A 12,688-nucleotide genomic window follows, 5' to 3' on the forward strand; every position below is an offset into this window, starting at 1 on the left:
TCATATTAGAGTAAGAAAGAGGGACTTTAGTCCCTCGTGTAACAAACCTATGGACTTCAAGTCCATAGTGGTTTAGTCAAGGTGATATTGAATTTTTTTGATAACGACATCTTTTTCTTTAAGCATCTCGTAAATACAAGGTCGGGATTGCTTATTGGAGCCATTTATCGAATATATCGCGTTAAAAGCAATATGAGTTTGTACAAAGGCGTTTAGAATATTACAAAAATTGCTAATTTCGGCTAGCCCTAAATTTATTAATATTTAACTGAAAAGTATGAGAAGATTTTTTTTGAGTTTATGTTCTATGGTATTCGGATTGTCTGCATTTGCCCAGAGTTATGGTGGAAGCCCATGGGTTTTTGAAGCAGGAATTAATGCCGTAAATGTATATTCGGTAGGAGAGGATGCGCCTCAAGGTCCTTTTTTTGATGAGTTTTTTAATGTGAATGATCATTGGAATATTGGCTTACCAACTGTTAAAGTAGCTAGATACATAAATGATGATGTTTTTGTTAGTGTTAGAGCTTCTTTTAATAAATTAAATAAGTGGGGAGAATTTCCTAATGATCCAAAAGCGGAAGTGGATAAACTTACTTATTTAGGATTTGATGCCATGATTAATACAAATATTAACAACTTGTTTGAATCTGAAAAAGTAGAACCTTTCGTTGGAGCTGGATTTGGATATACCTGGATTCAGGAAGGGGAATATAATATGCTTTCACCAGCGAATGGAACCGATGATTTGGTTGGAGCGGCAACTATTAATGCAAGTGTAGGTTTAAAATACTGGTTTTCTGAAACTATTGGTTTAAGTTGGGAAACCACTTATAAGCATTCCTTTGAAGATTACTTAACAAAGCACTGGCAACATAGTCTAGGGGTTATTTTCAAGATTGAAGATTGTACCTGTTATTAATATAAACATGAAAATAAAAAAGGCTTAGTTTTTACTAAGCCTTTTTTTATTTAATACTTTAATAGAAGCTTACAAAGATTTAATAAGATCACGGAATAAAGTAATCATATTAGGTTCGGCTTTTTTAGCCATTTCAATAATCTCGGTAATATCCACAGGCTGTAAGTTATCTGGATCACATTCATCGGTTAAAACAGAAACTGCTGCAACCTGTAGTTTTAAGTGGTTGGCTACAATAACTTCAGGTACAGTACTCATGCCTACAGCATCGGCACCAATAATTTTTAGCATGCGATATTCGGCTCTGGTTTCCAATTGCGGGCCTAAAACACTGGCGTAAACTCCTTCGTGTAATGTGATACCACAATTCTTAGCTATAGTTTTAAATTTAGAATTAATAGTTGCATTATAGGGAGCACTCATATCGACAAAGCGTTCGCCTAAATGTTCAACACCCATAAATGCTAATGGTGAATCTCCTTGAAGGTTAATATGATCATCAAGAAGCATAAGTTCTCCTTTTTTAAAGTTGGTGTTAATCGCGCCGGCAGCATTAGACACAAGTAAGGTTTTAATACCTAATTTTTCCATAATACGAACAGGAAACGTTACATCCTGCAAGCTATAACCTTCATACAAGTGGAAACGGCCTTGCATAACCATGATTTTTTTCCCTTCTAAAATACCATAAATCAACTTGCCTTTATGAAATTCTACAGTTGCAGTCGGGAAGTTAGGAATGTGGTTATAGCTTACTTCGTGTAAAATTTCAATTTCGTTAACAAGCTGACCAAGTCCTGTGCCCAAAATAATACCTATTTCAGGATTATCGAAGCCCTTGCCTTTTAAATAATCTGTAGTTTCGTTTATTATCTTAATCATGTCGTGTAATACGGTTTTAATTCTTGATAGTCTTGAATATCTTCAAAGGTATCAATATCGTTTAACTCTTTTAACATGTAAACGTTGTTGTTTTGTAAATTTTCTAAAGTGTCTTTTAAAACGGTTTCGGTTCCCCAATGTTTATTTTTAAAAACGTCTTGATTTAATTTTGTCATGCCCAACAGGTAATAACCACCGTCTTTAGCAGGACCAATAACATAATCACCTTCATTTAATTTTTGAAACGCTTCGTTTATGATATCTTCCTTTAAATCTAACAAATCACTACCAATAATAATTGCTTTTTCATATCCTAAACTGAAAAGATGAGCAAAAGCCTGTTTCATGCGTTCTCCTAAATCCTTACCGTGTTGTAATTTCTTTTTGAAAACATCAGGGTTCCATAAATCGTCTTTAACGATATTTTCAGAATAAAACACAAACTTGTCTGCTTCAAGGTTTGCAGTAATTGATGCGGTATGAATTAATAGATGTTTGTAAATATTAAGAGCAGCTTCATCTCCAACAGTTTTAGCAAGTCGCGTTTTGCATTTTCCTAATTGCGGATTTCTAGTGAAAATGATTAAAGCCTTTTTTGATGTTGGAAAATGAAAATCGAATGTCATGTCGTTATCATTGTCCTGTCTTTTTTTATTGATAAACCTCATGGTTTTATGAATTAAGCAACTGTACCCTGACAACTACTTCCGGCACCCGCAGTACAACCGTAACAATGTTGAGAAACCACAATATCTCGACCTTCTAAAAGTTTCTCGTTATATTCTGAAATATGTTTTACTTCATTATTTACAGGAAGTTCGAGCATTTGATTAAAATCGCAATCGTACAAATACCCATTCCAACTTACAGAAAGTGTATTGGTACACATCACATTACTTACTGCATTCGGATTGAAAGCTTCTACCAGCGCGTACATGTAATCTTCATAATTTTCTGAAGCTATTAAATAATCTAAAAAGCGACTAATCGGTAAATTGGTTAAGGCAAATAGGTTGTGAAAATGAATACCAAAGTCATCTAAAAGCGCTTTTTTAAAATCTTTCTCCATTGCCATTTGATTTCCTGGTAAAAAAGCACCTGATGGATTATAAACTAAATCTAATTTTAAGTTGCTATCAGGCATGCCATATCCAACATCATTCAGCATTTTTAAAGCTTTAAGTGAAGCATCAAAAACGCCATCGCCACGTTGCTTATCGGTTTTGCCTTTAGTCCAGTGTGGCATAGAACTTACCACATGAACATTATGGTTTTTAAAGAATTCAGGTAAATCGTGATATTTTTTGTTGGCCGTAATGATGGTAAGATTCGATCGAACAATAAAATCTTTTATACCAGCCTTTGAAGCTTCATCTACAAACCATCGAAAATGAGGATTCATTTCCGGAGCGCCACCAGTTAAATCCAGCGTATGAGCACCAGTGTTTTTAATCACCTCCAAACATTGTAGCATCGTGTCCTTACTCATAATTTCTTTGCGGTCCGGGCTGGCATCAACATGGCAGTGGCTACACGTTTGATTGCACATGTATCCTACGTTTATTTGTAAAATTTCAAGCTTTTTAGCTTTAAGAGGGAACTGATTGGTTTCCGAAATTTTAGCTTTAAAGGTTGGTAACTCACCTTGTTTAAAAATGCCATTAGATAAAATGTCTAATTGCTTTTTAGCATGAGCTAACTCGCTTTCTCTTTTAAGCAGAGATTTAATCATAGGTGCTGTTTTAGTTTTCGATTCCAAGTAATATAAAGGGTTTACATGTCTAGTTTATTCACTTTGTTCATCATTTGAACACCGTGTACTAAAGACGCGCCACCACGAATAGCGGCAGCCACATGTAAAGCTTCCATCATTTCTTCTTTAGTAATACCTCGTTGTAACCCGTCGCCGGTGTAGGCATCAATACAATAAGGGCACTGAATGGTGTGTGAAACAGCTAAGGCGATTAGCGATTTTTCGCGTTCGGTTAGGGCGCCTTCCTCAAAAACTTTTCCGTAGTATTCAAAAAATTTAGTGCCAAGTTCTTCATTCCACTCCGATATTTTTCCAAATTTCTTAAGGTCCGCTGGGTCGTAATATGTTTTTTGCATGAATGTTTTTTGTTTAAAGATAGAAATCTATGGTTTTAAAGTCGAAAGGTTTTAATATTCTTAACAAAAAAAGCCCATGATTCACAAAGGAACAATGGACTTAAAAACGTTTCAGTTTTTTGATCTAGAAATTAAAAAGTGGAATTTAATCTTTTGTAATACTTCTGGAGATAACAATTTTCTGAATCTCGGAAGTACCTTCGTAAATCTGAGTAATTTTAGCATCCCGCATTAGACGTTCTACATGGTAATCTTTTACAAAACCATTACCGCCAAAAATCTGAACGGCTTCAGTGGAGTGTTGCATAGCTACTTTCGACGCTTGCAATTTTGCCACGGCACTGGATACGTCGTAATTTTTGCCTTGGTCTTTGTCCCAGGCAGCGCGCATCACTAGATAGCGAGCAGCTTCAATATCAGAATACATATCGGCCAATTTAAAAGCTATGGCCTGATGGTTACATATTTCTGTTCCGAAGGCCTTACGTTCTTTGGAATATTTTAATGCCAGTTCGTAAGCGCCAGAGGCAATACCCAAAGCCTGAGCAGCAATTCCAATGCGTCCGCCTGAAAGTGTTTTCATTGCAAAACGGAAACCGGAACCGTCATCACCAATGCGATTTTCTATAGGAACTTTTACGTCGTTAAATTGAAGGGTGTGGGTGTCGCTTCCGCGGATTCCTAATTTATTTTCCTTAGGTCCAATATGGAAACCTTCCATGCCTTTTTCAATAATAAATGCATTGATGCCGTGCGACCCTTTATCTCTGTCGGTTTGAGCAATTACCAGATACACATCGGCGCGACCACCATTAGTAATCCAGTTTTTTGTTCCGTTTAAAATATAATGATCACCTTTATCAATAGCCGTCGTTTTTTGTGAAGTCGCATCGCTGCCGGCTTCAGGTTCACTTAAACAGAAAGCACCCACAAATTCTCCGGTAGCCAGTTTGGTAAGATATTTTTGTTTTTGTTCTTCGGTTCCGTAGGCTTCCAGACCATAGCAAACTAATGAATTATTAACTGAAACAATCACTGAGGCTGAAGCGTCAATTTTTGAAAGCTCTTCCATGATAAGAACATACGATATGGTGTCCATACCACTGCCACCGTATTTAGGATCTACCATAATCCCCAGAAAGCCTAGATCACCCATTTTTTTGACGAGATCATTCGGAAAGTGTTGATTTTCATCACGTTCAATAACGCCGGGAAGCAATTCATTCTGAGCAAAATCGCGAGCGGCATCGCGAATCATTTTATGTTCTTCGGAAAGATTAAAATTCATAATTCTTAGTTATTTTGTTTATTTGGTAAAAAATATACACAAATATAGCTTTTTAATGATAATTTATTAAAAACCATTCTTATTTTTGTTGAGTATGGCAAAAAATAAATACAACGTAGTAGGAGTCATGTCGGGGACTTCGTTAGATGGTATCGATTTGGTTTATGTGACTTTTGAGAAAGGTAAGCAATGGGAATTTGACATTGTTAAAGCGGAAACAGTAGCTTACCCGAAACATTGGGAAGAACACTTGAGGGGATTGGTGTCGAATTCTTTAAAGGAATTGAAGGTTATAGATGTTGAGTATACGAAATATTTAGCTGAAGTGATTCGAAATTTCATTTTAAAACATGATTTAAAGAACATCGATGCTGTGTGCTCTCATGGTCATACAGCTTTGCATCAACCTGAAAATAAACTAACGTATCAAATCGGCAATCTACCAGAACTAGCAAAACTTTGTGACCAAAATGTGGTTTGCGATTTTAGGATTCAGGATGTGGAATATGGAGGTCAAGGTGCACCGTTAGTGCCAATAGGGGATAAGTTGCTGTTTGGAGGTTACGACTTTTGCTTGAATTTAGGAGGTTTCGCCAATATCTCAACCGATATAGAAGAACAGCGCATTGCTTACGATATTTGTCCGGTTAACATTGTATTGAATCATTATGTGAAGCACTTAGGATTAGCGTATGATGATTCAGGAAAAATTGCTGCTTCTGGAATTGTTCATAAGGAATTATTAAGCCAATTGAACGATTTAGGTTTTTACAAAGAATCCTATCCAAAATCTTTAGGTCTGGAATGGGTAAAAACAAATGTCTTTCCACTAATAGATCATTTTAAGCTAGTAACACAAGATATTCTTAAAACATTTGTCGAACATATAGCCGCTCAATTGGCTACTGAAATCAATAAAAAGGAAGCCGCTTCGGTGTATATTACTGGTGGCGGCGTTTACAATGTTTACTTAATAGAAAGACTAAAGCATTATACAAAAAACACCATAATAATTCCTGAAAATACGATTGTAGAATTTAAAGAAGCTTTAATTTTTGGGTTCTTGGGCGTGTTAAAACTTCGTGACGAAAATAACTGTTTAAGTAGTGTAACCGGTGCTATAAACGACCATTCTTCCGGCAAAATATACCTTCAGCAAAAATAATATAAAATTAATCTGTTAGGATTTTTAGTTTTTTATATTTGTGGATTAATAATTTTAAACTGTTTAAAAATGACTCAATTATAGCTACGCTTTAATTTATTATCCACGGAATACATCAATCAAAACTGAGCTAAAACGAATCAATTTTTAAATATCAACAATGAAAGAATTATTAAAAAAATACGAAAATAAAACTCCCGAAATTATATTTAACTGGAAAGATGCTGAAACCGAAGCTGAAGGCTGGGTGGTGATTAACTCACTGCGAGGTGGAGCGGCAGGTGGAGGAACCAGAATGCGATTAGGACTTGATGTAAACGAGGTACTATCTTTAGCAAAAACTATGGAAATTAAGTTTACAGTGTCAGGGCCAGCAATTGGCGGCGCGAAATCAGGAATTAATTTCGATCCTAAAGACCCAAGAAAAAAAGGGGTTTTAGAACGCTGGTACAAAGCGGTATCACCGTTACTTAAAAGTTACTACGGTACCGGAGGTGATTTGAATGTAGATGAAATTCACGAAGTGATTCCAATTACAGAAGAAAGTGGCGTCTGGCATCCACAGGAAGGTGTGTTTAATGGTCATTTTAAACCTACAGAAGCCGATAAGATAAACCGCATTGGGCAGTTAAGACAAGGTGTTATAAAAGTAATTGAAAACCCAAAGTATTCCCCTGACGTTTTAAGAAAATATACAGTAGCAGACATGATTACAGGCTTTGGAGTGGCTGAAGCTGTAAGGCATTACTACAATATTTACGGTGGCGAGGTTATAGGTAAACGCGCTGTAATTCAGGGATTTGGTAATGTAGGAGCTGCCGCTGCATATTATTTGGCTCAAATGGGTGCAAAAGTGGTTGGAATTATCGATATTGCGGGCGGTTTAATTAATGAGGAAGGATTTACGTTTGAGGAGATTAAAGCATTATTTCTTGCAAAACAAGGTAATACTTTAGAAAGCGATAATTTAATTCCTTTTGATGAAATCAACGATAAAATTTGGAGTATTCAAGCCGAAATTTTTGCACCATGTGCTGCATCTCGATTAATAACAGAAGGTCAGATTAATCAATTAATAGATAGTGGTCTTGAAGTGGTGTCGTGTGGAGCTAATGTGCCGTTTGCCGACAAAGAAATTTTCTTTGGACCAATTATGGAGCATACCGATAATCAGGTGAGTTTAATTCCAGATTTTATTTCAAATTGCGGTATGGCACGTGTGTTTGCCTATTTTATGGAACGCCGTGTACAAATGACCGATGATGCGATTTTTAACGATACATCAAACAAAATAAAAGAAGCAATAGAAAACGTATATAACAAAAACCAGCATAAAACCGGTGTGAGTGCCACGGCATATGAGATTGCACTCAGCCAACTTGTATAATTTTTAAATTTTTTATGGAAACAGCGATTATTTTAGTATTTGTATTAGGCTATTTGGCCATTACTCTTGAACATAACTTAAAAATAGATAAACTTATCCCAGCCTTAGTGATGATGGCTATTTGTTGGGCTTTGATTTCTTTAGGTTTAGATAGCTTTCCAAATTGGTTCGATTCTGCTCAACATGCTTTGTTAGATGGTTTTGGTAATTTCGGCCATGAAGAGAAGCTTCATCTAATGGAAGAAACTTTGTTGCACCACTTAGGTAAAACAGCAGAAATATTAGTCTTCCTTTTGGGAGCTATGACGATTGTGGAAATTATTGATTATTTCGATGGTTTCGCAACAATTAAAAGCTTTGTAAAGACAAAGAAAAAAAGCAAAATCTTATGGATTTTCTCAATCTTAGCCTTTGTTTTATCAGCTATCATAGATAACTTAACAGCAACTATTGTACTAATTTCAATTCTTCAGAAAATTGTTAAGGAAAGAGATGTGCGTATTTGGTACGCTGGTTTAATCATTATCGCAGCTAATGCGGGTGGAGCCTGGTCTCCAATTGGTGATGTAACCACGACTATGTTATGGATTGGTAAGAAAGTATCATCAGATCATTTATTTGTTTACCTTTTTATCCCTTCATTATTATGTATGGCGGTGCCATCTTTTATCGCATCTTTCTTACCAGTATTTAAAGGTGATTTAGAAATAGATGAAAGTGATGACGACAAACCAAAATCTAAATACAGTGCAACAATGTTGTATTTAGGTCTAGGAGCAATTGTTTTTGTTCCTGTATTTAAAATGGTAACGCACTTACCTCCATATGTAGGTATGATGTTATCTTTGGGTGTTGTAGCTGTTTTTGCTGAAATTTATAGCAGTTCAAAATTCAGTATGACTGAGTTTGGTGCAGAAGAAAGTGATGCGCACGCGCACCATAGTCCGGTACATCACTCGTTATCTAAAATTGAATTGCCAAGTATTTTATTCTTCTTAGGAATTTTAATGGCAGTAGCAGCATTAGAGTCTTTAGGTATTTTATTCGGTTTTGCTGAATCTTTACAGGAAACAATGCCTATGTTAGGAACAGAAATTCACGTAGGTGAAGGGGTTTCAGATTTAGTGGTCTTATTATTAGGAGTAGGTTCTGCTGTTATTGATAATGTACCTTTAGTGGCAGCATCCTTAGGAATGTTCCATGAGCCATTAGATAACGAACTTTGGCACTTTATTGCGTATGCAGCTGGTACAGGAGGAAGTATGTTAATCATCGGATCGGCTGCCGGAGTAGTTGCAATGGGAATGGAAAAAATAGACTTTTTCTGGTACTTTAAAAAGATTTCGTGGTTAGCTTTAGTTGGGTTTTTAGTAGGTGCAGCTGCATTTATGGTAACCAGAACAATGTTCTAACATACTTTTATAAGAAAACCTACGTTATACAATTGCCCAAAAACTTAATTATATGCTTAACACTTTATTACAAAACACTCAAGAAGGCGCCGAGTTATTAACCGATGAGGAGTCTGTTGAAAAAACACTTTCCATTATTGAGCTCATCAGTAGTGGTGGTGTTGCTGGTCAAGTAATTATCCTACTTTTATTTGTGTTGCTTGTTGCAGCGATTTACATTTATTTTGAACGCTTGTTTGCTATTAAAGCAGCAGCTAAAATAGATGCGAATTTTATGAATCAGATTAAAGACCACGTTACGCATGGTAAAATCGATTCAGCACAATTGTTATGTGCTCAGGCCAACTCGCCGGTATCAAGATTAATTAACAAGGGGATTTCTAGAATAGGAAAACCATTAGCCGACATCAATACTGCTATTGAAAATGCAGGTCGATTAGAGGTTTACAGTTTAGAGAAAAACGTAAGTGTGCTTGCAACTATTTCAGGAGCAGCACCAATGATTGGTTTCTTAGGTACGGTTATTGGTATGATCTTATCTATTTTCGAAATTGCTAATTCAGGAGGTCAAATCGATATTAAACTATTAGCTGATGGTTTATATACTGCGATGACTACCACGGTAGCAGGTTTAATTGTAGGTATTGTAGCATATATGGCATACAATCACCTGGTAGTTAAAACCGACAAAGTGGTGTACCAAATGGAAGCCCACTCGGTAGAATTTTTAGATCATTTAAATGAGCCTATTTAATGAATTTAAAAGGAAGAAATAAAGTTACGCCAGAGTTCAGCATGGCATCTATGACAGATATTGTATTCCTGTTGTTGATATTTTTCATGTTGGCCTCTACTTTAGTAACGACTAATGCGATTGATATTTTATTGCCGAAAGCCAGTGGTAAAACGGAGAATAAAAAATCAATTGCTGTTAGCATCAAGAAAGATTTAACCTATTATATCGACCAAAAACGTGTTGGTGAAAGCGTACTGGAAAACGAATTGTTAGCCTTATTGTCTTCAGAAGAAAAGCCAACCATTGTTTTAAGAGCAGAGAAATCGGTTCCGGTGGAAAATGTAGTTAAGGTTATGGATATAGCTAATAGAAACAAGTTTAAGGTTATTCTGGCAGTAAGGCCGAATAACTAAGGTTTCTAGAAATCGACGATTCTTATCCGTCGAGGTGAAATAAAGAGAAATGTCTACGGTTTGTAGACTTCAAATCCTAGACATTTCTTCTTTTAATAGATCAAAAATAATATTAAAATTAACTGATGAAATATTTCGAAACCAAGCACGAAAAAGACTCAGCAAAGTTAACAGCCTTAATTACTGTTATTTTGTTGTTATTGTTGTTTGTTGTTGGTGCGCCTTATATGGATCCGCCAGTGGAATATGGTGTAGCAGTTAATTTTGGAACTACCGATTTTGGTTCAGGAAATGTTCAGCCATTAAAACCTATAAAATCTGAACCTAACAAAATCAATCGTCCAACCGAACCAGAAGTTACTCAAACCGAACCGACTAAGTCCGCTGTAGCAAAGGAGGAAGTTTTAACAGCTGATAACGCAGAAGAAATTGCTATCAAAAAGCAAAAGGAAGCAGAAGCTAAGGCGAAAGCCGAAGCCGATGCAAAAGCGAAAGCCGAGGCGGAACGTATTGCTAAAGAAAAACGTGAGCAAGAAGAAAAAAAGAAGAAGCTCGATGCGTTAATTGGTGGTGTTAGTAAATCTGAAGGTTCAGCAACGGGTGGTGAAGGAGACGATAATAAAGCGGGCGATAAAGGCCAGTTAGATGGCGATCCTTATGCACCAAGCTATTTTGGATCTGGTGGTTCAGGAAGCGGAGGTGTAGGTTATGGTCTCAACGGACGAGGTAAAGCTTCATATCAAACTTTAAAACAAGATTGTAACGAATCCGGATTGGTTATTGTTAAGATAATAGTAAACCGAAATGGTAACGTTATTGAAGCGGAACCGGGTGTAAGAGGAACAACCAATACCGCAGCTTGTTTATTGGAGCCAGCAAAAAAAATTGCGTTATCTCATAAATGGCAGGCAGACCCAAATGCGCCAGTAAAACAAATAGGGTTTGTAAAAGTGAACTTCAAATTAGGGCAGTAATAGCATGACATATCAAGATACAATCAATTGGATGTTTACCCAACTACCAATGTATCAACGCCAGGGCCAAACGGCTTTTAAAAAGGACTTATCGAATACCATTAAACTGGTTGAATACCTCAATCATCCCGAACGAAATTTTAAATCTATTCATGTGGCTGGAACCAATGGAAAAGGGTCTTCAAGTCATATGTTAGCTTCTATTTTACAGGAAGCCGGTTATAAAGTGGGATTGTATACATCACCGCATTTAAAGGATTTCAGAGAGCGCATAAAGATTAATGGTAATATGGTGAATGAAACCTTTGTTGTTGATTTTATAGCTGATAATAAAGTGTTTTTAGAAAGTAACCAATTGTCTTTTTTTGAGATGACCGTTGGTATGGCTTTCGATTATTTCTCAAAAGAGCAGGTTGATATTGCAGTTGTTGAAGTAGGTATGGGCGGCCGATTAGACTCTACCAATGTGATTATGCCAGAAGTGTCGGTGATTACGAATATAGGGTTAGATCATACGCAATTTTTAGGAAATACACTTGATGCAATTGCTGCGGAAAAAGGAGGGATTATAAAGGTGCAGGTTCCTGTAGTAATAGGAGAAACTCAAAAGGAAACCACGGCTGTTTTTGTAAAATTGGCTGAAGAAAATGGGGCGAACATTATATTCGCTGATCAACAACCATTTAAAGCTTACGATAGCGATTTAATCGGGCCTTATCAAGCTAAGAATATTATAACTGTTCAGCAGGCTATAAAGCAATTACAGTTAAAAGGCTTTAGCATTTCAGAAGAACATATTAAAAAAGGCTTTAAGAATGTGGTAAAGAACACAGGATTATTAGGGCGCTGGCAAACGTTGCAAACAAAACCTAAGGTGGTTTGCGATACGGGGCATAATCGAGACGGGTTAACTTATGTGATGCAACAACTTTTAAAAGAAAAATATAAGGTCTTACATGTGGTTTTTGGGGTGGTAAATGATAAAGATATCAGTTCCATTGTAGACTTGTTGCCTAAGAAAGCCGTGTATTATTTTTGTAAACCTGACATTCCACGAGGTTTAGAAGCAGAAACTTTAAAACAGAGTTTTGAAGAATATGGACTGAACGGTGAAGCCTATGCTTCTGTTAATGAAGCATATCGTTCGGCATTAACAAACGCCAAAGAAGATGATTTTATTTTCATAGGTGGCAGTACTTTTGTCGTCGCTGAAATAATTTAAATTTTTACAAAAAATGTTTTTGTAGAACCAAAAACTAGCTTATATTTGCACACCTAATTGAAGGGCGCGTAGCTCAGTTGGTTCAGAGCACTTGGTTTACACCCAAGGGGTCAGGGGTTCGAATCCCTTCGCGCCCACATAAGTTTAAAAACCTGATATAGAAATCGGGTTTTTTAAT

At 36.4% G+C, this 12,688-nt stretch carries 13 protein-coding genes and 1 tRNA gene; 9 read left to right on the plus strand and 5 right to left on the minus strand.

The annotated features are described in order from the left end of the window. The first annotated feature begins 277 nt into the window (after positions 1-277). Positions 278-922, plus strand: a complete 645-nt coding sequence (locus ICJ85_RS08715) for a hypothetical protein (RefSeq protein ID WP_188223415.1) — start codon at positions 278-280, stop codon at positions 920-922. A 69-nt stretch (positions 923-991) separates the two neighbouring features. On the opposite strand, the gene ICJ85_RS08720 is transcribed toward ICJ85_RS08715, so the two are convergent. The 5 genes from ICJ85_RS08720 to ICJ85_RS08740 form a co-directional block, all read right to left on the minus strand. Next, the gene (locus ICJ85_RS08720) at positions 992-1,804 is read right to left on the minus strand and encodes a purine-nucleoside phosphorylase (protein WP_188223416.1); all 813 of its coding nucleotides are present in this window, start codon (positions 1,802-1,804) and stop codon (positions 992-994) included. Next, positions 1,801-2,472, minus strand: a complete 672-nt coding sequence (locus ICJ85_RS08725; RefSeq protein WP_188223417.1) for a TIGR04282 family arsenosugar biosynthesis glycosyltransferase — start codon at positions 2,470-2,472, stop codon at positions 1,801-1,803. The genes ICJ85_RS08720 and ICJ85_RS08725 overlap by 4 nt, the downstream gene beginning before the upstream one ends. Before the next feature lie 11 nt (positions 2,473-2,483). After that, on the minus strand, positions 2,484-3,536 hold the full coding sequence (arsS, locus tag ICJ85_RS08730) for an arsenosugar biosynthesis radical SAM (seleno)protein ArsS (protein ID WP_188223418.1): 1,053 nt from the start codon (positions 3,534-3,536) through the stop codon (positions 2,484-2,486). A 41-nt stretch (positions 3,537-3,577) separates the two neighbouring features. Continuing rightward, entirely contained in the window at positions 3,578-3,913 is a 336-nt protein-coding gene (locus tag ICJ85_RS08735) for an arsenosugar biosynthesis-associated peroxidase-like protein (protein ID WP_188223419.1), read from the minus strand. A 145-nt stretch (positions 3,914-4,058) separates the two neighbouring features. Next, positions 4,059-5,201: an acyl-CoA dehydrogenase gene (locus ICJ85_RS08740; RefSeq protein ID WP_188223420.1), complete on the minus strand. Its 1,143-nt coding sequence runs from the start codon at positions 5,199-5,201 to the stop codon at positions 4,059-4,061. 94 nt (positions 5,202-5,295) lie between these two features. On the opposite strand from ICJ85_RS08740, the gene ICJ85_RS08745 reads away from it, so the two are divergent. The 8 genes from ICJ85_RS08745 (at position 5,296) to ICJ85_RS08780 (ending at position 12,647) form a co-directional block, all read left to right on the plus strand. Next, entirely contained in the window at positions 5,296-6,366 is a 1,071-nt protein-coding gene (locus ICJ85_RS08745) for an anhydro-N-acetylmuramic acid kinase (RefSeq protein WP_188223421.1), read from the plus strand. Positions 6,367-6,526: 160 nt separating this feature from the next. Then, on the plus strand, positions 6,527-7,753 hold the full coding sequence (locus ICJ85_RS08750) for a Glu/Leu/Phe/Val dehydrogenase dimerization domain-containing protein (RefSeq protein WP_188223422.1): 1,227 nt from the start codon (positions 6,527-6,529) through the stop codon (positions 7,751-7,753). Between the two features lie 14 nt (positions 7,754-7,767). Beyond that, positions 7,768-9,165 (plus strand): sodium:proton antiporter NhaD, encoded by a 1,398-nt coding sequence (gene nhaD, locus ICJ85_RS08755; RefSeq protein ID WP_188223423.1) that lies wholly within the window; start codon positions 7,768-7,770, stop codon positions 9,163-9,165. A 52-nt stretch (positions 9,166-9,217) separates the two neighbouring features. Next, entirely contained in the window at positions 9,218-9,919 is a 702-nt protein-coding gene (locus ICJ85_RS08760; RefSeq protein WP_188223424.1) for a MotA/TolQ/ExbB proton channel family protein, read from the plus strand. Further along, positions 9,919-10,314, plus strand: a complete 396-nt coding sequence (locus tag ICJ85_RS08765) for an ExbD/TolR family protein (RefSeq protein ID WP_188223425.1) — start codon at positions 9,919-9,921, stop codon at positions 10,312-10,314. Before ICJ85_RS08760 ends, ICJ85_RS08765 begins: the two co-directional genes overlap by 1 nt. A 125-nt stretch (positions 10,315-10,439) precedes the next feature. Further along, the gene (locus ICJ85_RS08770; protein WP_188223426.1) at positions 10,440-11,288 is read left to right on the plus strand and encodes an energy transducer TonB; all 849 of its coding nucleotides are present in this window, start codon (positions 10,440-10,442) and stop codon (positions 11,286-11,288) included. Between the two features lie 4 nt (positions 11,289-11,292). After that, entirely contained in the window at positions 11,293-12,510 is a 1,218-nt protein-coding gene (locus ICJ85_RS08775; protein WP_188223427.1) for a bifunctional folylpolyglutamate synthase/dihydrofolate synthase, read from the plus strand. Between the two features lie 62 nt (positions 12,511-12,572). After that, positions 12,573-12,647: transfer RNA gene (locus ICJ85_RS08780), tRNA-Val, on the plus strand. Positions 12,648-12,688 lie beyond the last annotated feature (41 nt).

The organism is Aestuariibaculum marinum, assembly GCF_014596975.1.
GTDB lineage: Bacteria > Bacteroidota > Bacteroidia > Flavobacteriales > Flavobacteriaceae > Aestuariibaculum > Aestuariibaculum marinum.